We start from the raw sequence: 21,274 nt of genomic DNA, 5'->3' as shown, positions 1-21,274 counted from the left end.
TGTGGGAGTCCAACACCCCAACACCCTCCCATGTGGGAGTCCAACACCCGTTTGACCTGCGGAAACGTGGGGGTGTTAGAGGGTGTGGGACCCCCGGGGAAACCCCCGGTTCCCGGGCCTGAGCCCTCCTCAGGGCCCTTTCCCCCGGGGTCTAACACCCCAACACCCCCGCCCTCACAGCAGGGGTCACCCGCCGCTCTTTGACCCGCCTGATCGTCACCGACCGTCACCAGAAAGGACCCCGATGCCCGCCGAGATCGCCCGGGGCCTAGCCGATCCGCTCTCCCGCGTGGACGTCACCGCGGCCGTGGTCGTGCGCCAGGGCTGAGGTTGCGCACCGCCCCCGGCAAGGCCCGGGGCGCGGTGCGGAGCGTCAGCCCGACGACTCCAGACATGCGTCAGGGGCCGCCCGCTACCCACGAGAGCCCCTGACGTCCCAGAAGGGAGACACCAGGATGACACGACGCGGACAGTGGCCCGCCGGAGCCAACACCCGGGAGCCCAAGCCGTTCCGCTGCCCCGGTTGTGGGGCCGTCAGCTCGACCCCGATCAAGCACGACCACACGCAGAAGCCCAAGCAGTAGCCCCCGGGACGGCCTTTCCGTCACCTGGCCATGCGGTGACGGAAAGGCCGTCCCCCCTCGAATCGCCTTACCAGACCGCCACCCCATTGTGTACACAGTTGCAACTGTGTACACAATGGGGTGTACTGAAGACCCGCCCGACAGGAACAGGAAGGAGAGCACGTGGGATTCCACTTCGGCCCCCGCGCCGGGACCCGCAGCTACACCGCCAGTGCGGACCTCGCGCGGAAGCTCGCCAGGAAGGGGGCGGGCGACAGCACGGGCGCCGCGCACCTGCTGGCCATCATGAGCGGCCAGACCGGCGGGGACCCGCAGGCCCTGTGCCCGGAGGAGGCCGAGCAGGCCGCCCGCAGCCTCGCCCAGGCCGCCACCCGGCTCCGTGGCGCCTCCCGGCGCATCACGGAGGAGATCGTCCACGACGCCCAGGCCGCCGCCGATTCCGGCCGGTCCTGGTGGATCAGCTGAGAAGGGAACACACCATGCGCACTCTGCTCGCCGCGCAGCTGGGCCTGACCCCCCGCTGCCTCGTGCTCATCGCCCTGACCGTGACCGCGTTCGTCCTGGCGGTCGTGCTGACCGTGCCCGCCCTGTACGGCGTCGCCGTCGCCGCCGCGTTCGTGGCCGGGACGACCTGGGAGCGCCTCGCCTCGTGCGACTCCTGTCACGCCTCCTTGGAGGGCTGAGGCTGCGGGTGCCCGCCCGGCCACCTGGCCGGGCGAGTGCCCGGGGCAGAGCGCTCCACCAGAGGGGAGAGACATGACCGAGACCGAGATCAAGGCCCCGGAGACCGACCCGACCCGCATCGACTGGCCGAGTAAGCAGGCCGCCGCCGCGATCCCCTTCCAGGTCGTGGCCGGGCGTCCGGTCCGGCCGGGCCCCTCCACCGGCCGGACCGGACAGGGCGAGCTGAAGCACTGGGGTGAGCGGCAGGCGGCGGACGCCGTCGTCCTGGCCACGTGCGCCGGGACCCGCTACCTGCTGATGATCCAGCGAGGGGACGGGCACGGGTGGGCCCTGCCCGGGGGCTGTCTCGACCCGGAGGAGACCCCGTGGGAGGCGACGGTGCGCGAGTTGGCCGAGGAGACCGGCCTCGTCCTGACCAGGGGCGACGAGGGCGTGATCTGGACGCTGTTCCCCGCTCGTCTCGTCCCCGACCCTCGGGGAACGGACGAGGCGTGGATGGTGACCTGGCCCGGCCTGGCCGACCTCGGGGAGGTCGACCTGCCCGAGGTGGTCGGCGCCGACGACGCCGTTTGGGCCGCGTGGGTCCGCGCGGACGACGTCACGGACCTGGTGGACGACCTGGCCACCACCTACGGCGGGGCCCTGTTCTCCGCGCACGTGGACATGATCGCCGACATCCTCAAGGAGATCTGAGATGGGACCCTTCGACGACAGCCCGGAGTACAAGCGCCTCAAGCAGCTGCGTGAGGCGGGCTACGACGGCCCCGTTGACCAGGACGGCCGCCCCGCCCCGGTCACCGTGACGTTCCACGCGCCCGTGGGGGAGGTGCACATCGGCGGGACCTACGGGCCCATCACCTTCATCGAGGAGGACTGACCCTTGACCACCAGGTGCCCCCGCCCACCCTGGGCGGGGGCACCTTCGCATGAAGGGCACACAGTGACCACGGTTGAAACAGTGCACACTGATCCCATGGCAGAGGACGAAATGGGGATGCGTGAGGCGCGGGCATCCTTCGGGGACCTGATCGGCCGGGCGGAGTACGGCGGGCAGATCACCTACATCACCCGGCACGGCCGCCGGGTGGCGGCCATCGTGCCGCTGGACCGCATCCGGCCGGAGCGGCCCGAGGCCGTCGACGAGTAGGCCCGCACGACCCTTCGCAGGCCCCCCAGGATGCCCTGGGGGGCCTTTCCGTCACTCAGGGGCGGGTGACGGAAAGGCCCGGGACACCTCGGGGGGTGTGGATCTAGGGTGCTTCCGTGACCACCGATCCAGATCACCGCCCCGGGCCGGAGGAGGACATCCCATCCCGGCATCTCCAGATAGCCACCGTGGCCGCCGGAGGGGTCGCGGTGATCCTGCTGGGGGTCATCGCCTGGGCGGGCCTGCGTGGCGACGACGGCCAGGGCCAGGCCGCCGCGCCCCCGGCGACCTCGCCGAGCAGCAGCGCGCCCGCCCCGCCACCCGCCGTACCGCCCTCCTCACCGCCGCCGTCACTGCCAACGGCCGAGGAGGCCCCTTCGTCGACGCCCTCCTCGCCGTCCCCGGTACGGGTGCGCTGGCGCGGCCAGATCGTGATCAACGGCAGCAGCGACCAGGCCGACCTGGACAGCGTCCCGCCGCGTAAGGGGGCCGGTGCTGGCGCGGACCTGGTGGGCGACTGGCTGAAGACCAGCCTGCGCGCCTCGGGCGCGGGCGTGCAGCTGGCCGTCCTGGGCGACGTCGCGACGACCGGGAGGGCCGGGTGCCAGGAGACCCTGGCCACTCAGGGGACCGGGGAGATCGAGTACGTCAGGACCGGCGACACGGTGTGCGTCACGACCAGTCAGGGCCGGGTGGCGCGGCTACAGGTCATCAGCGCCATGCAGACCAGCACGGCCCCGATCATCCGGGCGACGGTCACGGTGTGGGACCCTCCGCAGGCCCCACAGGACAACTGAGGAGGCGGCCGTGGTGGCGGTGCTGGGGATCGACCCCGGACGGCGATGGACCGCCGGGGTCCTGCGGGTCGGGGCGGACGCGCTGGACGGCTGGACCCTCGGGCCGGTGGCCCCGGACGGACGGCCGGACGCGACGGCCCTGGACAACGTCCACGACCTGACGGCCTGGGGGAGATGGATGGCCCGGATCGTCGACGCGGTCGAACGGACCATTGAGCAGTACGGCGCGCCCGTCCGTCTCGCGACCGAGGTCGTGGTCCCGCCCGGCGGCCGGATCGCCCTGGCGGACTGGCTGATCCCCCGCCAGGTCGTGGCCGGGCTGCTGGCCTTCGACCCGGGAACGATCCTGGTCCGGCCGGACGGCCACGGAAAGGCGCACTACGACCGGGACGGGGCCGGGCGTCTGGTGCGGGCCCGGCCGGTTCAGGCGGCTTACCCGGTGCCGTTCCACCCGGGCGCCCGCCCGTCCACTTGGGGCCCATCTGAGGCCCGGCGCGGTGAACGGGACCACGAGCGGGCGGCCTACGACATCGCGGGGGCGGCCCTGGCCATCCTGGGGGCGTCATGAGTGCGTGGACCGAGCTGGCCGAGCGTGCCGAGCGGTCGCCCTGGTGGCGTGAGGTGGTGTGGGCGGCGCGGGAGGGCGCTCACTGGGGATGGGTGCTGACGTGTGGCGGGGCCGTGGTGGTGTGGCTGGCCAGGGGCGCCCCGTCGCCGGGAACGGCGGCGGCCGCGGTGCTGGCCGCCATGGTCGGCGTGGTGGCCGCCGTGTGGCGGGCGCACACCCGCGCCCGGGGGTCTCAGGCTGAGGCCCTGGCGGCCGTGGCCGTCAGCTGGCGCCGGACCCTGGCCCTGTACGGAACTCTCGGCGTGGTGATCCCGGCCGTCCTGGCCGGGGCCGTGCTGCCCGTCCTCGTCGCCCTGGTCCTCGTCGTCTGGGTCGCCCTGGCCACGATCCCGCTGCGGGCGCGCCGTCGTCTGCTGGCCCGTCTGCGCATCGGCGCGGCGGCCGTCGCGGGTACTGAGGAGGTCCGCGTCGGCAGGGCCGTGTGGTCCGGACATCGGCGCCTGGATCAAGTCCACGTGGTCTATCCGGCCGCCTGGGCCGCGCACAAGGACACGCGGCGCGCGGAACTCGTGGAGCGGATCATGTGGGAACTCGTCGGCCCGCCCCCGACCTCTCCGGCCGAGGCCCGCGCCCGGCCGGACTACCTGACCACCTGGGACCACGCCCGCACCCGGCTGGAGGTCCGCCGGGTGCCGTCCCTGCCCCGAATGCTCCCGGCCCAGGACTGGGCACGTCCGCCCGGCGCCCTGGTCCTCGGGCAGACCACGCCTGATGCCGCCGACCTGGTGACGCCGGATGGCATCCCGCTGGCGCTGTACCGGCCCACCCAACATTGCTTGGTGGTGGGCGCCACCCAGCACGGCAAGAGTTCCGGGGTCCGGGCCTGGGCGGTGGACGGACTGGTTCACGGAGTGTTCCCCGGAGGCTTGGCCGCCGTCGACGGCAAGGGCTCTGGAAGTCTCGCCGCCTTGATGGGTCGTGAGGGCGTGCACGCCGTGGCGCACAGCCCAGAGGAGTGGCGGCAGGTCATAGCCGGGGAGGTCGCGCCTCTGGTCGCCTCTCGGTACGCCGAAATGCTCGCCTGGCGTTCCGGGACCGCCCCCCGGCCCGACCACCCCCGCGCCCTGCTGATCCTGGATGAGATCCAACAGGTCCTCCTCGCCTGTCCGGACCTGGCGGATACCCTCGGGACCCTGGCCCGTCAGGCCCTTGAGGCGAACGTGGTGCTTTGGGTGCTCACCCAGAGGCCCGACGCCCGGGACGCGGTGCCCGGCGCCCTGCGGGACCAGCTGGTGGACCGAGCGACTTTCGGCCCCTTGTCCAGCAGCGGGGCCAAGATGGCGTTCGACATCGCCGAGGACTGGCATCGCGCCCTGGGCGTGGCGCCGATCCAGGGCCGGGCCTTGACGTGGATGGCGGGGCAGTGGCGACCCGTGCAGGCGCCTTGGCTGGCCATGCCTGTGGAGGACCCGAGGGCCGGGGAGCTGTACCCGCCGGTGGCCACCGCGCCGCCCGCACGGCCGATCGACGTCGGCGCCGCGGTCGTCGACGACCACCAGGAGAAGAGCGGGGAGGGTGCTCCGGCGGAAGTGCCGGCCCCTGCGGAGGAGCCGCCGGCACTTCCCGCGCCCGCTGCTTACGACCCGGCCGACCCCTACGCCAACCGGCGTCGACGGCGCCGGTCCTGACCCCCGCTGGGGCGGTTTTCCTGGCAGGGAGCCGACCCGGTGGGATACGCCGGAGTCCGAAGGACTCCGGCGAGTCTACCACGCGATTCGCTCACGGCCTGCGGGCCCTTTTCCCATCTCCCTCCTCCTCGCCTCCGGCTCGTCGTCCGTCCTCCCTGCGGTCGTCCGGCCGGGAGATGATGGCGGGATGGACGTGTGGGAACTGATCGCGGCGGCCGGAGTCGTCGGAGCGATGGTGATCGGAGTCCCCCTTCTCCTTCGCGGGGGAGGGGGGCGTCGCCGAGTCGCGACCCCGGCGGGCCGCCCGATGCGGGTCGGGCCGGGCGCCGGATTCCTCGTGGGGGCCGCGCTGCTGAGGCGCGCCCCCACGGTCGTGCTCGTGACGGCCACCGTGGCCGTCGTGGCCCTGCTGGTGGTGAACGGCAGGGCGTAGGTCAGCCGCCGGACCCGGTCTTGAGGCCCAAGGCGGTGGCGATCCCGTTTGCCAGCCCGACCAGCACGTCGGGGAAGTAGAAGATCACGAGGATTGCCGCCGCCAACAGGAGGAACTGAACGAACCGGGTGATCTCCCTCGTGAAGAGGAAGAAGCCCGCGACGATGCTGATCACGACCAGCAGTAGGGGACCGACCAGGCCCCGAAGCCAGGTGGCCAGTCCGGCGGTGTCCGGCGTGGTCGGCGCCGGAGAAGCCGCCAGGGCGGCCACTACCTGCTGATGGATGTCATGCACCGGGCGCTCTCTTTCTCTTGGTCAGGACGATCGTGGCCTCTGCGATGGCTGCGATGCTCGCGCCCAGGCCGAAGGCGAGGGCCGCGATGCTGCGGGCGGTGCTGTCGGCACCCGCGACCAGGGCGCCGACTATCCCGATGACCCCCAGCGCGGTCAGGGTCCATCCGACCCTGCTGACGTGTCTCACGGGCTCTCCCCTCTGTAGATCCTCAACTTAACGACCCCTTTCCGTCACCACAGGTGCGGTGACGGAAAGGGGTCGGTCACCTGTCGATCCTGGCCATGTGCTGATCGATCCAGGCCAGCCCGCCCCGGTCCAGATGCTTCTGGGCGCGGGTGACCGCCACGTACGCCAACCGGGCCTCTCCGGCCGGAACGCGGCCCGGACGGCCGTCCTCGTCCACCTTCGGCTCCCGGAAGTCCGGAGCGATACGGACGGACGCCCACTCGCGGCCCTTGCCCTTGTGCGCCGTGCTGATGGTCAGGTCCGCCTGGTCCTCCTCGACCAGGCGCCGGGCCGCGTTGATCAGGGTGGCCGTGCCGTGGTCGTCGACGAGCTTGACCAGAGCCGACAGGTCCGCCCCGGCCTCGTCGTTCTCCACGTAGTCCTGCACTTCCGCCCAGGTGGAGAACGCGCACAGGTCAGGGTGGGCCGTCCCCTTGCCCTCCTTGAGGGCCTGGGCCGCCTCTGCCAGGCGACGGACGCTGTTGCCGCCGCCCACCAGCGCGACCCGGCGCTTGTCGTCCAGGCCCTGCATGGCCTGGACCATGGCCTCGCCGTTGGTCCGACACAGGACCGCCCGGGGCTGATCGCACGGCGCCACCCGGGACCGAATGGCCGCGGTGCCGGTCAGCCTCAGCCGCGCGCCCAGCAGGTCCAACCAGCGGTTCGCCTCGTCGGCGATGGCCGGGCCGAACCGCCAGGACTGGGTCAGGAACAGCCTCTTCTCGGCTGGCCAGTTCTGTAGGGCGTTGATCGCCCCCCGCCAGTCGTAGATCTGCTGCTGGCTGTCCCCTACGGCGATCAGCTGGGCCTGCTGGGCCTGGACCACAGCCGAGATGACCGGGTCCGCGTCCTGCGCCTCGTCGAACAAGATGAAGTCTGCGGGGATCGTCGGGCCGCTGAGCTGCCACATCTTCAGGTAGACGTCGTGGGCGAACCGCAGCTTGCCGGAGACGCTGGTCAGGTCCTCCCACGCCTTCACCGCCATTGGATGAACCACGTCGGCCAGCTGCTGGGCGGCGGCCCCGTCGACCCCGTTGACCCTGGGCACGTGACGGCGGGCCACTTCCCGGGCGGCCGTCCGGCAGAAGCCCGTCACGGTCTCCATCACCAGCCGCGCCACCTGCTCGGGGGCCAGCTTGCGCCGCTCTTCCCCCTCCCCCAGGACCAGGGGGCCAGAGATCCCGAGCAGGCGCGCGGTCTCCCGCACGGGCAGACGCGGCCCGTCCAGCCGATGCCGGAAGGCGACGCCAACCGCCCGATACGCCAAAGCGTGAGCGGTTGAACAGGAGACGCTTTTCGGGAACGTCCGGGCCGCCTCGGTCGCGATCGACTTGTTGAACGCCAGGTAGACGCCCCGGCCGCGCATCGCGGCGGCAGCCATGCGCAGCGTCGACGTCTTGCCCGTCCCGGCCCCCGCCTCGACCACCAAGTGCATGCCCTGAGCGCACGCCGAGATGATCAAGTCCTGCTCTGGTGTGGGGCGCAAGCCGCCCGTGGTCACCACGGCGGGCACGGCCGGGGCGGACTCCGGCGCCGGGAGCGGGTCCGGGGATTTCGTCACCAGGGGCGCGGTGACGGTGTCGCCTGTCAGGACGTTCCCCTCGGGAAGGTCTCCAGCTATCAGCGCGGTCAGCGCGTCCCAATGCCGGACCAGGCCGTCCAGGTGCCGCCGCGCGGCGGCCAGCTCCTCCACGCCCAGCTGGTCGGCCAGGGGCCGCAACGTGCTCAGGTCCAGGGTGCGCGTGAGGTCCTGGACGAGGGCGCGGCGCTGCTCACCTGGGCCAGGCGTACGGGCCGCTTTGTAGCTGGCCTGACGGCACGCGGGCGAACAGTAGCGGGCCTGTCTCCCCGCCCCGTTCGGCCGGACAGGGAACGGGGTGTCGCACCTCTTGCACCGCACCCAGGTCGGCGAACCTGACGCGACCGTGGCCGCGCCGACGTCCCGAACTGGCGGAGCGGTCTTCTTGTCCTTCTCCGGGTCGTCGTCTCTCCTGCGCCCCACACACACCTCCCTCATCAAAACGTCACCACGGATCATGGTGACGTTTTGATGAGGCTTGATCAAGCGCCATGCCGGACGGGCATGGCCGAGGGCCGCCGGAGCACACGCCGGACCTGCCCTGACCTGGGAAAACGCAGATTTCATGTGTCAATGTCTATTAACACATAAGATCGCCGCATTTTCCCAGGTCAGGGGGTCTCACTCATCATGTCGGGCCCCTTCTCCGTGGTGACGGTGCCGTCAGGGTGACGGACCGTCCATAGCCCGACGTAGAGGTCCCCTCCGGTGATCACGCCGTCCTTCCAGGAGCCATCCACGGCGCTCACTCGCTTCCCGACCTGGGATTCGTTCACTCGCCTGATGTAGTCACTGCTCACGGGGATCGCCTTTCTTGTAACGGGAATGCGCGTTCCCGGAACCTATCCGGACTTGTAGCGAGAATGTGGATTCTCGCAAGTAATGCGATCAATGAGGCTTGTGATAACTTTGCTTATCAAAAGCCTGACCCCTCTCCATAATTAGTATTATGGAGACCTTTCGCCCCGAATGGGGCTCTGACCTGCGGAAACGCGCCTAACTTTCGATAATGGACCTTAACGGCAGTTAGCCCGATAGAGGGCGGCCGGGGAAGCCGCATGCGCCACCAGCCGCTCCCCCACCAGGCCGACCGTGGTTCGACGACAGCCGATCCGGCACAGGTCGCACAGGAAGTCCTCAGCAGTGGCCAAGCGAGGGCAGGCGTGAAGCGTCGCGGTGTTCTTCCGGCACTGGCATGAGATGAGTTCGGACACCCAGGCACCGTAACGGGGTCCCGGCGGGGGCCTACCGCCAATTTCCGTACCGATCCTCCTCGCGCGAACTTTATGCCGATTCATCCGTTTTGAACGGCGCCAACCTACCGGGAACTACCGTTCCCGGTAGTTGATCAATGGGGCGGAATTCCGTCACCCGCTTGCCCCTGCCAGGAAACCCTGACACTCTGAGCCTGTCAGGGAACCCTGGCAATCCGTCAGGAGATCCTGGCACGCGAGACCGAGGAGGACGGCATGGGCTGGCAGAGCGACGACGGCTCCCACGAGGGGTGGGACGCGCCGGTGTTCCCCGGCGACCGGTACGGCCTGGGGTCCGGCGGCGGGGGCGCCCTGGTGCGTCGCTACGCCCCCGGGCCGGGCCCACTGCGGGAGGTCGGGGACCTGGAGGAGGGGGTGGACGGGCACGCCGTGACCGGCTGGCGCGGCCTGTGCTCGTGCGGGTGGCGCGGCCCGCTCTGGGTCCGCGTGAGCACCGGCGCCGAGGAGGACACCGACGTCCGGCGCGTCTGGTGGGGGCTCGACGCCAATCCCTACGGCGATGCCCCGGCCGACGTCGAGGCGGGCATCTTCACCGAGTGGCGGGCCCACCTGGAACCGCCCGCCCTGGCCGCCGTGCGCGCCGCCGCCCGGGAGGCCGCGGCCGCCGCCGACCGGCTGACCGCCGCCGTCCGCGCCGCCCGCGCCGACCGCCGTTCCTGGGCCGACATCGGCGCCATGGTGGGCATCACCCGCCAGTCCGCGTATGAGCGGTGGTCGCGGATCACCGGCTGACGGCCTTTTCGTCACCTGGCACCCCGTCGCCGTACTCACTGATCAACCGAGTGGCGGCTGGCCGGAGCTGTAGGAGTTCCGGGCCGTCACCGTGAGCCCTGGCGACGAAACTCCCCCTTGACCGCCGTACACACTCGTGTACAGTGAAGCTGTACACAAAAATGTACAGCGAAAGGGAAAGGGGAGTGGCATGACCGACCAGCAGCCCCGAGACGGAGGGCGCCCGCCCCTTCGTCTCGGAACCGACGAGCACGGCAATCCCACGGTCACCCTCAGCCTGAAGGGCCTGAACGCGGGCGCCACGCGCCTCGTCGACCAGCTCGACACGATCCTGGGGGCCGTGGCCGCCCTGCGGGCCGGGGACCTCGGGCAGCCGGACAGCCTGCCCAGCATCGACCGGGCGGTGCGGGACCTGGACCGGCTGGACAAGGTCCTGGGCGGCCTGACCGCCGCCCTGATCCGCCAGCACTACATCGCGGGCGGGTCCCACGGCCAGCTGGCCGCCGCGATGGAGGTACAGCGCAGCACGGCCCAGATGCGGGCGGAGCGCCTGCCCGCAGAGCCCACCTACTGGGAGAACTGGGTCCGGGGCACCCTGCCCACCTGATCCGCACCAACGGAAGGAAGAACCGTCATGACCAAGAAGAACCGCCAGGACCGGGACCAGGACTTGGTCCTGGGCGAGACCTTCGAGGCGACCGGGACCAGCATGTTCATCGTCAAGGGCGGGGGCCGCATGATCACCCCCGCCGGGGACCAGGTGATCGCCACCGGCAAGGACGTCAAGGTGATCACGACCGACGGTGACATGTACTTCGACTGACCGCAGCGGGCGCGTCCAGGCGGCTACCTGGACGCGCCCCGTGATCCATCCCCGTACCACTCCAAGGACAAGAAGGGATCAACCCCATGATGACTGACACGACCCTGGCCGCGCTGCGGTTCGCGCTGGCCCTGGTGACGATGTACGCCGCTCACCAGGTCGCCGACCACTGGGTCCAGACGCACGGCCAGGCGTGCGGCAAGGCCGCCGCCGGATGGGCCGGGTGGCGGGCGAACCTCGCCCACGTCGGTACGTACACCGTGGCCCTCCTCGTCGCCCTGGCCGTCGTCGGGCTGCGCTTCCCCGGCCTGGACTACCACGCCGGATGGGTCGCGGCCGGACTCGTGCTCAACGCCGTGACGCACGCCTGGGCCGACCGGCGCGCCCCCCTGCGGGCCCTGGCCGTCCGGCTGGGCAAGGCCGGCTACTGGGACGAGGTGCCCGGCGGCGCCTACCAGCTCGACCAGGCATGGCACTGGGGATGGCTGTGGCTGAGCGCCTTCGTCATCGCCATCTGAGCCGCTGACAGCAGAACGCCCCGCCCGGTCCCGGGCGGGGCGTTCGTCGTGTGTCCAAACCTCCGGCCAATCCGGGCCTCAAGGTTCAGGAATTCAGTAACTCAGTGATTCAGCAGGGCTATTCCTGCTCTTCCTTGATCAGCGCTGCCACTTCGGCCAGCAGGTCAGGATCGTCCTGGACCCTATGCAGCAGGGCCCGCCACATGCGGGAATGCGGAAGTGTGGGGATGTCTGCGCGTTCGGCCAGGATGGTCACGAGGCTCCGCATCAGCCGGTAGTCCTCCGGCGTCAGATCCACAGTGATCCGCACGGGCTTGGTACGGCGTGCGGTCGCGCCACGCTCGGGGGCCTGCCCTGTGGTCTGGTCCTTGACTCGGGAGGAGGCCGCCCGCTTGAAGCGGTCAGCGGAACTCCTCGGGCTGCTGTTCACACCCGTCCTTTCAGGCCCGCCCGGTTCAGGTAGGTCTCAGCGAGGAGATCGAAAGGGTCCCCGTCCCGGATGTCCGGGGTCATACCGTAGGCCAGGGCGTACGCTTCCCGGCGAGGAATGCGGGGCTGGAGCACGTCATAGCCCAGTTCGACCAGCGCGTCCCGCGCGTCCGATCCAGATCGGGCGCTGGTGACCACCCTGTTGAGTAGTACGGCCACGCGGGCCGGGCGGTCCCGCACTTCGGCGACTTCGCCCAGGAGGTCCGCAATTGCTGACGTCCGCTCGATCTCGATCGTCGACGGGGCGACGGGGATCGTGATCTCGTCCACTCGGCGGAGCACGCTCCGCACGATGGTGCCGTGGTCTTCGGCCTGGGGCAGGTCCACCACGATGATGGTCTTCGGGCCGCCCGCGATGCTGGCCAGCCTCTTTCCGGCGTCCTTGACGGCCAGGCCGTAGACGGAGAAGGGGAAGCCGGAGACGGCGTCGCTCCAGGCCAGAGTACTTGCGGCCGGGTCGCAGTCGGCGAGGGAGACGTCATAGCCACGGCGATGCAAGGCGTAGGCGAGCAGGACCGAGGTCGTGGTCTTGCCCGTCCCGGGCTTCAAGTTCGCGAGGGCGATTGAGAGGGTCATGGGCTTACTGAAGCACGGAATCCCGCAGATACGGAGACTTCCGGGCGCAACGCTCCACCCGGCGCCGCCTGCCGGTCTCGACTGAGTACTGAATTACTGAACCCCGTAAATACGGACCAAGGCGGTGCATTCCTCGCTCTGGCTACTGCTGATGAAATGCACCGCCATTTACTTTGTAAAGATGCCGTCTTTGGTCAGCTGGCGCTGATCCGATCACTCCAGCACGCGGCGCACTCCCCGTCAGCGCGCCGTCCGGCGCTCTGGTGCCCGGACAAGGGGCACGTCGGCACGGCCCTGAGATCGCCTGAGGGGGCAGGTGTGGCGTGGGGGGGCTTTGAGCCACCCGGGAAGGGCTGGCCGGACGTCTCGGAGCCGTTCAGGGCCGCTTGGCGCCGTGCCTCGTTGATCGCCGTGCCGATGGTCGCACAAGCGCCGCACTCATGCCCGGACGGGAGCATGTGATCTTCACAGTCCCAGCGCGGGCAGGAGTACCCACGCCGGACGAGGGTCAGCGCTACGGCGACAGGTCGCCGCACGTCGCGGCCTCGCCAGTGCCCCAGCCGCCGCCTGATCCGTGCCCTCAGCTCGTCCCCGGTGCGCTGGGTCAGTTCCGTCTCAACCGCTCGGAGAAGCCTGCCCCGGTCGCTCTGGCTCATTGCGGCGAGCAGCTCGGGCGGGATCGCCCCGGCGACGACGCCCACAGCCGCCAGGACCATCTGGGTCGCGCGGACCTCGTCGCGACTGAGCGCCCGGCCCTCCCCCTCGTCGTCGGCTTCTCGCCTCTCGGCGTCAGCCGCCGCGCCTGCGCCCGATACGTCGACGAGCGCGCCTACGGCGAGAGGAGAAGACAAAGGCTCCCCTGAGGGTGACTCACCTGAGGGTGGCTCTGCTGCCGGATTCTGTCCGGGGTCCACTGCCGGATCTTGTCCAGGGTCCACTGCCGCATTCTGTCCAGGGTCGGCGGGGGCCTGGTGCCCCGCGCGGGGGGAAGGTGCCTCGACATGGCGGCCGTCGCGGGCGTACCGGGCGGCCTGGGAGAGGGCGTCGGCCGGGTCGAACACCGGCCGGATGAACAGCCTTCCGCCCCGGCGCGCCGTCACCTCGACCAGCCCGGCCGCCTCCAGTTCGGCCAGGCGCCGGGCCCCGGTCTTCGCCGACCCGGCGCCGATCAGGCCCGCGAGGTGCTTCGTGGTCACGCCAGGAGCCCCGGGGCCACCGTCCAGCAGGCCCGTGCGGGTGGTCATCTCCTGGGCCATGCGGACCAGGAGCCACCAGGTGTCCGGGCGCACGTACCCGGCCGGGCACGTGGCTGGCGCTTTCTCGCCGGGGTTGGGGCTGTGGGCGGCCTGGACTCGCTGCCCCCACCACCCGGGGACGTCCACAAAGTGTGTGCCGTCCCCTACCTGGGGAATCCGCGCGGCGTAGTGTCGCACAAACCGCTCTTTCTGGTGACGTCCCCGCATCAACCACCCGGTCCGGATCAGACGGCGCCGCGCGTCGTCGATGGCGGTCCCGCCCTTGTCGCGGCGATCCTTCGACGGCTCCAAAGCGAGCTTGTCCCCGACCCATCCACGTGTGGCGTAGGCCGACCCGCGGACCGCGCCCTTGCCGGTCATCAGGGACTCATACAGACACCACAGGTACCGGTCCAAGCCATGCCCCCCCGGGATCGCCGCCGGGTCCAGCAGCTCGTCAGGGACACGCCAGTCCGCCGAGGTCAGGGCCCTTTCCCTGCCGTCAGGGATGTTCGCATTTGTGTTGTCACACGGGTGAGATACCGTGGTCATGGAACGCTGAGCCAAGGCTCGGCCTTTCTACGAAGTGCCCACCCGGCGAGTTTGGCGACGAGACGGGTGAGCGGTTTGGTGACCGGCGGTCCTGGTGCCCCACGCGAGAGGGTTCCAGGGCCGCCGGTTTTTACTATGCCTCTGGGATCGTGACCTTACCGATCTTCTGCGTCACCGTCTTGATCCGCAGATGCGCCGACGCGCGCCCCGGGGCTTCGACGGATGGGGTAGCCGATCTCGAAGAGTTCGGCAGACATGCGAGTGTCGTTCACTTCGAGCACCTGACCAGATGCAGAAGTGGTCGTGCGCACTATGCGTAGCAGGGGAACCCCTGGCGGAAGATCCAGGGATTTTGCCTCGTCCGGAGACGGCATGCGGGCCGACAGAGCTTCGGCCCAACGCAGTGGGCCATGCCGCATCTCCTCTAAGCGGTCGTATATGCCACCTGGGCCTGTCTGCTGTTCTGCAAGAACGGTTCCACGGGCGAGCCAAGCAGGCAGGTAAGAAGTGGCTAACTGTTGGCCGTGACTGGAGCCAGGGGGCCCTATGACTCGATCGCGGACCAAGACCTCGTCGCCGACGTTCACGCCGAGAACGAGTGCGATGTCAGCTGGAGCTGGCCCCCAACTCACGGTGGGAGAAGACACGGCCACCCACGGCTGAGCCTCGGGATCGAAGTAGTACCCCCGGTCATCCCTGTAGACCTGGCGAGATCTGGTGATGCGTCTACGGGTTGGACGATCACGAACCACGGTGCCGCGCCTGCGGATGGACTCCACCAGGCCCTCCTGCTCCAGGAGGCCGATAGCGCTGCGGACTGTTTGGTACGCCGCGCCGTAGCGCTGCGCGAGATCGTCCAGCTTGGGCAGGACGTCACCCGCTCTGTATCGGCCTTCCAAGATGGATCGCCGCAGCTCAGAGGCGATCTCTCGATACGAGGCGGACATGTGACCTCCCTTCCGTAAGCGTGTTCCTCTCCACCTTAATAGCTATCGGTATTGACTGGCCAGCACCCCCATGCTTACCTAATACCGATAGCTATAAGTGCGGCCCCGGTGCGTCACCACCAGGGCCGCGGACCGGACCAACCAGTGAAAGGAACTGGCCCGATGGGATCTATCATCCCGCTTCCCCAGCCCCGTACCGCTCCCGATCTCGACCCGCGCCCCCTGGCCTACGCGCTGTCCCGGATGGCCCCGGGCCTGACTGCCCTGGTCCTGCCGGGTGAGGACTGGGACGCCATGATGGCGCGCCGCCAGGCCGCCGCCGACATCCTGGACGACCTGCTCGCCGAGTTCGCCGCCGAGGCCGAGGCGGTGACCTGGTGACCACCAAGTTCCTGGTCATCCTGACCCTGTCCGTGCCCCGGTCCTCTGGCGGCTCCCAGCAGGCCACCCTGGCCCGGGTGGTGCCGGTCGAGCCGGGCACGACCCGAGCGGACCTGCTGACCTGGGCGCTGGGCAAGCTCCCGGACCTGCGGGGCGGGGACATCCTGTTCTTCTCGGCTGAGCCCAACACCCTCCCGGCCTGGCCGGAGGTGCAGGGATGAGCCGCCGCGCTGCCGTCGCCGAGCTGGCCCCCGAGGACCTGGCCGCGACCCTTCAGACCGAGCGGGCCGCTGCTGACGTTCGCCGCGCGGACGAGCTGGCGCGCACGACGGCCGAGGCCGCGCACGACCGAGCCCGCGCGAACGTGTCCGTCCAGGCGCGCCTGGACGAGATGGAGCGGGCCGAGCGGGAGGCCGCCGCCGCCGCTAACGCGGACCTGGCCCGCATGTACCGGCAGGCCCTGGCCGCCGGGGAGCGCACCCGCATCACGGCCGGGCTCGCCCGGTCGGCCGAGGCGCGGGCGCTGCGCCTGGAGAAGCTGCGCGGCCTGAACCTGCGGGTCCTGGTGCCGGTCCTGATCGGCTTCGCGGCCTGGTCCACCACGGGCGTGCAGGCCGGTGGCGCCCAGCTCATGGGGGTCACGAACACGGCCCCGATGTGGTGGGCGCTGTGGCTGCTGGAACCGGTCCTGATCGGCGCCGTGGTGTGGGTCATCATCGCCCGCGCCCAGCTGGCCGCCTCCGGCGGACGCCTGGCCGAGGGGGCCGAGCGGATCGCCTGGGGATGCCTGGCCACGTCCGTCGTGCTCAACCTGGTCGCAGGTGCCGCGTCCGAGGGGGGCGTCCTGGCGATGGTGGGCGCCATGCTCGCCCACGCCATCGGCCCCGTGGGGGCCGCCGCGACCGCCCACCTGATCGGCGTGGTGGACTCCTCGGTCACCGCGGCCGACCCGTGGACCGAGCAGGGGCGGCCGGTACCGGGCCTGGCCGACATGGACCTTCGTCCGCCGACCCGGCGCACTCTCGGGGATGTTCCCGAGAGCACTCCCGAAAGCGTCACCGATCGGCCGGTGACGGTATGGCCGGTCGCTCCCGAGGGGCGTGCGCTGCTGCCGATCGTGGCGCGCCCGACCGCTCCCGAGGAGGTCACCCAGGAGGCGCCCGAGAGCGCCCCGCTGACCTGGCCCGTCCCGACCGAGGGCCGCGCCCTGCTGACGCTGGTAGCCCGCCCGGCCGTTCCCGAGACCGCCCCGCGAACCGGGGACGACCTGCCGAAAGAGCCGGTCACGAGAGCACGCCGCACGACCCGCCCGGCCGCCCGCCCGAACAAGGGCGCCAAGGTCCCGCCGGTCCTGAAGCCCGCTCCCGACCCGTCCCCGCGTCAGCTCTCCGACGCTGACCTCGCTGAGCGGCTGGCTGCTCTCGTGGCCGCCGGGGACCTGGCGCCGGACGCTCCCGTCCGGGCCGTGCAGACCGCTCTCGGCATCGGCTTCGTCCGGGCCAAGCGCATTGCCCAGACCGTCAGCGCCCCCGCTGCGAATCAGGCGGACGCGGCATGAGCGCCGTCGTCCGGCACCGGCCGAAGATCACCCGCACCGCCGGGGAGGTCGGCACCGTCTACCGGTTCACCTGCCCCTGCGGTGCGGCCGGGGAGGACCAGCCCGCCCGCCGCCTGGCCCAGGCCGACAGGAACGCGCACGTTCTGTCCCTGCCGCGCGTCCCGGCCGCGCAGCAGTGCCAGGACCCCCGGGCGCACGACCGGTCCCCGTGGGAGTCGTGCGGCCTGTGTGAGAAGCAGCTGCCGCTGTTCGACCTGGAAGGGGTCGCGTGATGAGCGTCAAGGACGACGTCGCCCAGGACGCCCCGGCCGAGGCCCGCGTCGTGCCCGTCGACGAGGAGGTGCCCGCTCAGGTCGCGCGGCCCGTCGACGTCCCGGACGAGCAGGACCAGGACGAGGAGGCGCCCGACCGGGGTGTCCCGGCGGCGCAGCTGGCCGCCGGGGGGTTGTCCGGGTCGGCCGTGGTGCTGGGCGGCCTGTACCAGCTGGCCGGGCTTCCCGGGCTGATCGGGGGCGGGGTGATGGCCGCCGGGAGCGTCATCGCCTACGCCCGTCACCGCTACGCGCGTCGGCGCACGGCGGGACTGTGGGATCACGGCGGTAGTGGCCGGTCCCGTCAGGGCCGCTCCGGTGGCGGGACGGCCGGGCTGCGCAGTGAAGGCCGCGCTTTCCGGTCGTCCCGGTCGGGCTCGTCGGGCGGCCTGGGCGGCCTGCTGTCCGGCCGGTCGGGCCGTTCCGGTGGGGGAGGGTTGGGCGGTCTCCTCGGGGGCGGCCGGTCCCGTTCCGGCGGGGGAAGCGCGGGAGGGGGAGGGGGCCGGGCAGGTGCCGGCCGATCCTCCGCTCCGTCGTCCTCCTCCCGGACGGGCAAGACCTCTCGGGCATCGGGGCAGGTAGGAGCCGTGCGCCGTGGTGCCACGGGCGCTCTCCACGCCGCGCAGAACGCCGCCCGTGGCGCCCGCAAGGCCGCCGCCTGGGCCGACCAGCGCACCGGGGGCCGCGCGGGCCGCGCGTACCGGGCCGTTGGCCGCGCGGGCCGCGCCGCCGTGCGCACCGTGGGGCGGGCCGGTCTCGCCCAGGCCCGCCGGGCCTGGGCGTGGGCCGACCGCAAGACCGGAAAGCGCATCTCCGCCCTGGTGGCCCGGCTGGTCAAGCGGTGGCGCCGCCGCAAGACGACCGAGTCGGCCGAGGCCACCACCGACACGACGACCGAGACCACCGCAGACGAGGCCGCCGAGGGTGACAAGCCCGCCGACACGACGGACGAGGCCGAGGAGGAGAGCCCCGGCGTGGTCCACGGCGGGGAGGGCGACCTGCCGATCACCGCGACCGTCACCTGTCCCCGCTGCCAGGCCGAACACACGATCACCGTCGCCCAGGTCGGCGACACCCACACCGTCGAGTGCCCGTGTGGCTACCGAATCCGCTTCACCCGCCACCCCACCCCGGCCCCGCCCACCACGGACACGCCCATCACGGACACGGCCGATCAGGCCGCGCCCACCACTCACACCAGGAGGAGCACCACCATGGGTTTCCCGCTCGCCGATGCCGCCGCCGAACTCAACTCCGCTGCGGTGCACGTCCCTGAGCCCATGCTCGAAATCCTCGCGCAGCTGGACCGGCTGCCCGAGATCCCGACCCAGGTCGCCATCGCGATCAACACCTACGGCGCCAAGCTGCACAACACCAAGCCCTTGGACGCGGGCGTGATCGAACTGATCATGCAGCTGCGTGACTCGCTGGGGCGGTCGGCGCAGATCGCCGCCGAGATCGGGCCGCTGGCCCGGCGCATCCACGCCCCCGACCTCAAGCGGCACCACGCCCCGCGCGTGGACGAGGCCGCGTGGGACGTCAGCCGTCACTGACCCGCCAGCCCCTCAGACCGGCACGACCGGGCAACCGCGAGCGAGACGCGGGAGGGGCACCAATCCCCGGCCGCCCGCACGACCACCAAGGAGAACCCTGATGAGCACCATGTCCGCCCGGCCCGCCTCGCGCCGCCGCCAGCAGCCCGCGCGGCTGGACTGGTCCCTGACGCCGCGCGGCGCCGTGTCCGGCACCGTGCAGGGCGCCCTGGCCTTGTCGGCCGTGGCCATCGGCGCCGACATCGCCGACCTTGACCCGCTGATCGGCGTGAGCGCCACCATGGCCGCCGCCACGATCAGTGTCCTGACCTCCTTTCACGCCCAGCGCCCCCCGGCCGCGCTGCTGTACCGCATGGGGTGCTGGTTGGGCGCCGGGGGGTGGCTGACCTGGACCATGGCCGGGGCGGGCCTGCGTGAGGCGGTCTTGACGCTGCTGGCCGGGGCGGGCCTGGCCGGGGGCCTGGCGCCGCTGGCCAGATCCCGCAAGCGGGCCGCCGCGCCCGGCCAGGAGCTGGTCTTGGCCCGTACCGCGCAGTCGGCCGAGCAGTGGCAGCGCCGCATTCAGGCCGTATGCCGGGTGCCGGTCACGGTCACGAACGTGATCGCCTGGCCGACCGGGGCGGGCTACGACGTCCACGTTGACCTGCCGCCGACCGGCGCGACCGTCGACACGATTGCCGGACAGTCCAAGGCGCTGGCCGCCGCCGCGCGTCTGCCGCACGGCTGCGGGGTGGAAGTCCTCGATGGGGCGCACCGCGGATCGGTCGTGCTGCGCGTCTCCACGGTCAACCGGCTTCAGGAGCGCCTGCCCTACCCTGCGGACCTGGGGACCGGCGCCAGCATCTACGACCCGATCGGCCTGGGGGAGTTCCGCGACTCCTCCCTGGCCGGGATCTGCCTGCGCGAGGCCGCCACGCTGGCCATCGGCAAGCGCGGGTCCGGCAAGACGAACCTGCTGGACGTGCTGACCGCCGGGATCGGCCGGTGCCGGGACGCCCTGGTCTGGCACATCGACCTCAACGGGGGCGGTCTGTCGCAGCTGTGGCTGACGCCCTGGCTGGAAGGACGCGCGCCCCGCCCGGCCGTCGACTGGGCCGCCAAGGACCCGGAGGAGGCGTTGGCCATGGCCGAGGCTGCGGTCTCGATCGTCAAGGACCGCAAGAACTCCGGCGCCGCCCGCAAGCGCGCGGCCAACACCAAACTGCTTCCGCTGGACGAGACCCTGCCGGAGCTGTTCATCGTCGTCGACGAGGCCGCCGAGATCATGAAGGACGGCACCGCCACCGACGTGATCCGGGACCTGAAGGCGGCCCTTGAGGAGTTGCAGCGCATCGGCCGTAACGAGGGCGGCAACGTCGTGGTCAGCTCCCTACGCGGGGCGGGCGGCATGATCCCGGTCAACGTCCGCAAGCTCTCTGACGTGCGGATCGGCATGTTCGTCCAGGACAAGAGCGAGTTGGACTTCCTGTTCGAGTACGACCCGGGCATTGACCCGGCCGACCTGACCGGCCCCGGGTCCGGGTTCCTGCGCACTGACGAGGAGTCCCCGCGACCTTTCAAGGCGTGGGAGCTGAAGCCGACCGACATTGAGGTCCAGGCCGTCCGGATCGGCCAGGCCCGCCCCGACCTCGACGAGCGCGCCCAGCAGATCGCCGGGGACGCCTACGCCAACCGGTACGCACGGATGCGCCGCGCGTTCGGCTCCGGGTCGGCTGCGAACCTGCCCGCCCCCGCCCCCCAGCGCCCCCTGGCCCGGCCCACCCCGGCCCCGGCCGCTTCGGCCCCGGGCACCAACCCGTTCGAGGCATGGGGCGGATTCCAGTCCCCCGCCCCGGCGGCCCCGGCCAACCCGTTCGAGGCGTGGGGCGGCTTGCAGATCCCGGCGGCCCCGGCCGCCGCCCTCGACCAGACCGCGCCCGCCGAACCGGCCCGGCCGCTCCCGGAGATCGTCACGCGAACCCTGGCCGCGTTCGCGGCGGCTCGTGATGACCGGATGCACTCCGAGCCCCTGGCCGAGGCGCTGGGGTTCGCCACTCCGGCCGACTTGGCCGAGGCGTTGCGCCCGTACGGGATCACCCCCATGGACCAGCCGTTCCAGCGGGGTGGCAAGGCCCGGCGCGGCTACGCCCTGGCCGACGTTGAGACCGCTGCGGAGCGTATCGGCCGGGGCGAGCTTCCCGACGCCCCGGAGACCTCCGCCTGACCACGCAGAGGGGTGTTGGACTCCCATGTGGGAGTCCAACACCCCAACACCCTCCCATGTGGGAGTCCAACACCCGTTTGACCTGCGGAAACGTGGGGGTGTTAGAGGGTGTGGGACCCCC

The 21,274-nt window shown here is 71.4% G+C and carries 28 protein-coding genes; 20 read left to right on the top strand and 8 right to left on the bottom strand.

The annotated features are described in order from the left end of the window. The first annotated feature begins 455 nt into the window (after positions 1–455). From FHS44_RS42185 to FHS44_RS39965, 10 genes are all read left to right on the top strand, one after another. The gene (locus FHS44_RS42185; RefSeq protein ID WP_281401744.1) at positions 456–584 is read left to right on the top strand and encodes a hypothetical protein; all 129 of its coding nucleotides are present in this window, start codon (positions 456–458) and stop codon (positions 582–584) included. A gap of 162 nt (positions 585–746) precedes the next feature. Beyond that, positions 747–1,049, top strand: coding sequence for a DUF7739 domain-containing protein (locus FHS44_RS40005; RefSeq protein ID WP_184725853.1), 303 nt, complete (start codon positions 747–749; stop codon positions 1,047–1,049). Positions 1,050–1,063: 14 nt separating this feature from the next. After that, complete coding sequence (locus tag FHS44_RS40000; protein ID WP_184725851.1) at positions 1,064–1,267, top strand: hypothetical protein; 204 nt, start codon at positions 1,064–1,066, stop codon at positions 1,265–1,267. A gap of 73 nt (positions 1,268–1,340) precedes the next feature. After that, a complete protein-coding gene (locus tag FHS44_RS39995; RefSeq protein WP_184725849.1) occupies positions 1,341–1,961 on the top strand; it encodes an NUDIX domain-containing protein in 621 nt (206 codons plus the stop codon). 1 nt (position 1,962) lies between these two features. Beyond that, positions 1,963–2,145 carry a hypothetical protein gene (locus FHS44_RS39990; RefSeq protein WP_184725846.1) on the top strand — a complete coding sequence of 61 codons (183 nt, stop codon included), beginning with the start codon at positions 1,963–1,965 and terminating at the stop codon, positions 2,143–2,145. A 96-nt stretch (positions 2,146–2,241) separates the two neighbouring features. Beyond that, positions 2,242–2,415, top strand: a complete 174-nt coding sequence (locus FHS44_RS39985; RefSeq protein WP_184725844.1) for a type II toxin-antitoxin system Phd/YefM family antitoxin — start codon at positions 2,242–2,244, stop codon at positions 2,413–2,415. 116 nt (positions 2,416–2,531) lie between these two features. Next, the gene (locus FHS44_RS39980) at positions 2,532–3,212 is read left to right on the top strand and encodes a hypothetical protein (protein WP_184725842.1); all 681 of its coding nucleotides are present in this window, start codon (positions 2,532–2,534) and stop codon (positions 3,210–3,212) included. Positions 3,213–3,222: 10 nt separating this feature from the next. Then, positions 3,223–3,780 (top strand): hypothetical protein, encoded by a 558-nt coding sequence (locus FHS44_RS39975; RefSeq protein ID WP_184725840.1) that lies wholly within the window; start codon positions 3,223–3,225, stop codon positions 3,778–3,780. Further along, the gene (locus tag FHS44_RS39970) at positions 3,777–5,468 is read left to right on the top strand and encodes a hypothetical protein (RefSeq protein WP_184725838.1); all 1,692 of its coding nucleotides are present in this window, start codon (positions 3,777–3,779) and stop codon (positions 5,466–5,468) included. The genes FHS44_RS39975 and FHS44_RS39970 overlap by 4 nt, the downstream gene beginning before the upstream one ends. A 187-nt stretch (positions 5,469–5,655) precedes the next feature. Beyond that, positions 5,656–5,901 (top strand): hypothetical protein, encoded by a 246-nt coding sequence (locus tag FHS44_RS39965; protein WP_184725837.1) that lies wholly within the window; start codon positions 5,656–5,658, stop codon positions 5,899–5,901. A gap of 1 nt (position 5,902) precedes the next feature. Here FHS44_RS39965 and FHS44_RS39960 read toward each other — a convergent pair whose 3' ends face one another. The 4 genes from FHS44_RS39960 to FHS44_RS39945 form a co-directional block, all read right to left on the bottom strand. Then, positions 5,903–6,196 (bottom strand): hypothetical protein, encoded by a 294-nt coding sequence (locus tag FHS44_RS39960; protein WP_312864014.1) that lies wholly within the window; start codon positions 6,194–6,196, stop codon positions 5,903–5,905. Then, positions 6,189–6,383 carry a hypothetical protein gene (locus tag FHS44_RS39955; RefSeq protein WP_184725835.1) on the bottom strand — a complete coding sequence of 65 codons (195 nt, stop codon included), beginning with the start codon at positions 6,381–6,383 and terminating at the stop codon, positions 6,189–6,191. The genes FHS44_RS39960 and FHS44_RS39955 overlap by 8 nt, the downstream gene beginning before the upstream one ends. A 76-nt stretch (positions 6,384–6,459) precedes the next feature. Further along, positions 6,460–8,424: a UvrD-helicase domain-containing protein gene (locus tag FHS44_RS39950; RefSeq protein ID WP_221461858.1), complete on the bottom strand. Its 1,965-nt coding sequence runs from the start codon at positions 8,422–8,424 to the stop codon at positions 6,460–6,462. Between the two features lie 188 nt (positions 8,425–8,612). Beyond that, entirely contained in the window at positions 8,613–8,750 is a 138-nt protein-coding gene (locus tag FHS44_RS39945; RefSeq protein ID WP_184725833.1) for a hypothetical protein, read from the bottom strand. Positions 8,751–9,470: 720 nt separating this feature from the next. On the opposite strand from FHS44_RS39945, the gene FHS44_RS39940 reads away from it, so the two are divergent. From FHS44_RS39940 to FHS44_RS39925, 4 genes are all read left to right on the top strand, one after another. Next, positions 9,471–10,007, top strand: a complete 537-nt coding sequence (locus FHS44_RS39940) for a hypothetical protein (protein WP_184725831.1) — start codon at positions 9,471–9,473, stop codon at positions 10,005–10,007. 190 nt (positions 10,008–10,197) lie between these two features. Then, complete coding sequence (locus FHS44_RS39935) at positions 10,198–10,614, top strand: hypothetical protein (protein WP_184725829.1); 417 nt, start codon at positions 10,198–10,200, stop codon at positions 10,612–10,614. Positions 10,615–10,641: 27 nt separating this feature from the next. Then, the gene (locus FHS44_RS39930; RefSeq protein WP_184725827.1) at positions 10,642–10,830 is read left to right on the top strand and encodes a hypothetical protein; all 189 of its coding nucleotides are present in this window, start codon (positions 10,642–10,644) and stop codon (positions 10,828–10,830) included. Positions 10,831–10,916: 86 nt separating this feature from the next. Next, a complete protein-coding gene (locus tag FHS44_RS39925) occupies positions 10,917–11,348 on the top strand; it encodes a transcriptional regulator (protein WP_184725825.1) in 432 nt (143 codons plus the stop codon). 118 nt (positions 11,349–11,466) lie between these two features. Here FHS44_RS39925 and FHS44_RS39920 read toward each other — a convergent pair whose 3' ends face one another. The 4 genes from FHS44_RS39920 to FHS44_RS42810 form a co-directional block, all read right to left on the bottom strand. Then, on the bottom strand, positions 11,467–11,778 hold the full coding sequence (locus FHS44_RS39920; RefSeq protein ID WP_184725823.1) for a hypothetical protein: 312 nt from the start codon (positions 11,776–11,778) through the stop codon (positions 11,467–11,469). Continuing rightward, positions 11,775–12,413: a nucleotide-binding protein gene (locus FHS44_RS39915; RefSeq protein ID WP_184725821.1), complete on the bottom strand. Its 639-nt coding sequence runs from the start codon at positions 12,411–12,413 to the stop codon at positions 11,775–11,777. The genes FHS44_RS39920 and FHS44_RS39915 overlap by 4 nt, the downstream gene beginning before the upstream one ends. A 194-nt stretch (positions 12,414–12,607) precedes the next feature. Next, positions 12,608–13,657 (bottom strand): hypothetical protein, encoded by a 1,050-nt coding sequence (locus FHS44_RS39910; RefSeq protein WP_184725819.1) that lies wholly within the window; start codon positions 13,655–13,657, stop codon positions 12,608–12,610. A 698-nt stretch (positions 13,658–14,355) separates the two neighbouring features. Beyond that, positions 14,356–15,147, bottom strand: coding sequence for a GntR family transcriptional regulator (locus FHS44_RS42810; RefSeq protein WP_184725817.1), 792 nt, complete (start codon positions 15,145–15,147; stop codon positions 14,356–14,358). Positions 15,148–15,309: 162 nt separating this feature from the next. Between FHS44_RS42810 and FHS44_RS39900 the strand changes: the two genes are divergently transcribed. The 6 genes from FHS44_RS39900 (at position 15,310) to FHS44_RS39875 (ending at position 21,153) form a co-directional block, all read left to right on the top strand. After that, positions 15,310–15,528: a hypothetical protein gene (locus FHS44_RS39900; protein ID WP_184725814.1), complete on the top strand. Its 219-nt coding sequence runs from the start codon at positions 15,310–15,312 to the stop codon at positions 15,526–15,528. After that, positions 15,525–15,749: a hypothetical protein gene (locus FHS44_RS39895; RefSeq protein ID WP_184725812.1), complete on the top strand. Its 225-nt coding sequence runs from the start codon at positions 15,525–15,527 to the stop codon at positions 15,747–15,749. The genes FHS44_RS39900 and FHS44_RS39895 overlap by 4 nt, the downstream gene beginning before the upstream one ends. Next, a complete protein-coding gene (locus FHS44_RS39890) occupies positions 15,746–17,086 on the top strand; it encodes a hypothetical protein (protein ID WP_184725810.1) in 1,341 nt (446 codons plus the stop codon). Before FHS44_RS39895 ends, FHS44_RS39890 begins: the two co-directional genes overlap by 4 nt. Then, positions 17,083–17,358, top strand: a complete 276-nt coding sequence (locus FHS44_RS39885; RefSeq protein ID WP_184725809.1) for a hypothetical protein — start codon at positions 17,083–17,085, stop codon at positions 17,356–17,358. Before FHS44_RS39890 ends, FHS44_RS39885 begins: the two co-directional genes overlap by 4 nt. Beyond that, a complete protein-coding gene (locus FHS44_RS39880) occupies positions 17,358–18,950 on the top strand; it encodes a zinc ribbon domain-containing protein (protein WP_184725806.1) in 1,593 nt (530 codons plus the stop codon). Before FHS44_RS39885 ends, FHS44_RS39880 begins: the two co-directional genes overlap by 1 nt. A gap of 100 nt (positions 18,951–19,050) precedes the next feature. Next, positions 19,051–21,153: a hypothetical protein gene (locus tag FHS44_RS39875; protein WP_184725804.1), complete on the top strand. Its 2,103-nt coding sequence runs from the start codon at positions 19,051–19,053 to the stop codon at positions 21,151–21,153. Positions 21,154–21,274: the final 121 nt, after the last annotated feature.

This window comes from Streptosporangium saharense (assembly GCF_014203715.1).
In the GTDB taxonomy this organism is placed as follows: Bacteria; Actinomycetota; Actinomycetes; order Streptosporangiales; family Streptosporangiaceae; genus Streptosporangium; species Streptosporangium saharense.
The sequence above is the reverse complement of the archived record's forward strand: the minus strand, read 5'-3'. Positions and strand labels throughout refer to the sequence as shown.

What these genes read in the sequence shown, in the direction of transcription:
- FHS44_RS39885 (WP_184725809.1), top strand. Translation starts at nt 17,083, where the DNA reads ATGAGCGCCGTCGTCCGGCACCGGCCGAAGATCACCCGCACCGCCGGG.
- FHS44_RS39875 (WP_184725804.1), top strand. Translation starts at nt 19,051, where the DNA reads ATGAGCACCATGTCCGCCCGGCCCGCCTCGCGCCGCCGCCAGCAGCCC.
- FHS44_RS39890 (WP_184725810.1), top strand. Translation starts at nt 15,746, where the DNA reads ATGAGCCGCCGCGCTGCCGTCGCCGAGCTGGCCCCCGAGGACCTGGCC.
- FHS44_RS39970 (WP_184725838.1), top strand. Translation starts at nt 3,777, where the DNA reads ATGAGTGCGTGGACCGAGCTGGCCGAGCGTGCCGAGCGGTCGCCCTGG.
- FHS44_RS39880 (WP_184725806.1), top strand. Translation starts at nt 17,358, where the DNA reads ATGAGCGTCAAGGACGACGTCGCCCAGGACGCCCCGGCCGAGGCCCGC.
- FHS44_RS42185 (WP_281401744.1), top strand. Translation starts at nt 456, where the DNA reads ATGACACGACGCGGACAGTGGCCCGCCGGAGCCAACACCCGGGAGCCC.
- FHS44_RS42810 (WP_184725817.1), bottom strand. Translation starts at nt 15,147, where the DNA reads ATGTCCGCCTCGTATCGAGAGATCGCCTCTGAGCTGCGGCGATCCATC.
- FHS44_RS39985 (WP_184725844.1), top strand. Translation starts at nt 2,242, where the DNA reads ATGGCAGAGGACGAAATGGGGATGCGTGAGGCGCGGGCATCCTTCGGG.
- FHS44_RS39910 (WP_184725819.1), bottom strand. Translation starts at nt 13,657, where the DNA reads ATGACCACCCGCACGGGCCTGCTGGACGGTGGCCCCGGGGCTCCTGGC.
- FHS44_RS39925 (WP_184725825.1), top strand. Translation starts at nt 10,917, where the DNA reads ATGATGACTGACACGACCCTGGCCGCGCTGCGGTTCGCGCTGGCCCTG.
- FHS44_RS39990 (WP_184725846.1), top strand. Translation starts at nt 1,963, where the DNA reads ATGGGACCCTTCGACGACAGCCCGGAGTACAAGCGCCTCAAGCAGCTG.
- FHS44_RS40000 (WP_184725851.1), top strand. Translation starts at nt 1,064, where the DNA reads ATGCGCACTCTGCTCGCCGCGCAGCTGGGCCTGACCCCCCGCTGCCTC.
- FHS44_RS39935 (WP_184725829.1), top strand. Translation starts at nt 10,198, where the DNA reads ATGACCGACCAGCAGCCCCGAGACGGAGGGCGCCCGCCCCTTCGTCTC.
- FHS44_RS39900 (WP_184725814.1), top strand. Translation starts at nt 15,310, where the DNA reads ATGGGATCTATCATCCCGCTTCCCCAGCCCCGTACCGCTCCCGATCTC.
- FHS44_RS39930 (WP_184725827.1), top strand. Translation starts at nt 10,642, where the DNA reads ATGACCAAGAAGAACCGCCAGGACCGGGACCAGGACTTGGTCCTGGGC.
- FHS44_RS39995 (WP_184725849.1), top strand. Translation starts at nt 1,341, where the DNA reads ATGACCGAGACCGAGATCAAGGCCCCGGAGACCGACCCGACCCGCATC.
- FHS44_RS39965 (WP_184725837.1), top strand. Translation starts at nt 5,656, where the DNA reads ATGGACGTGTGGGAACTGATCGCGGCGGCCGGAGTCGTCGGAGCGATG.
- FHS44_RS39940 (WP_184725831.1), top strand. Translation starts at nt 9,471, where the DNA reads ATGGGCTGGCAGAGCGACGACGGCTCCCACGAGGGGTGGGACGCGCCG.
- FHS44_RS39915 (WP_184725821.1), bottom strand. Translation starts at nt 12,413, where the DNA reads ATGACCCTCTCAATCGCCCTCGCGAACTTGAAGCCCGGGACGGGCAAG.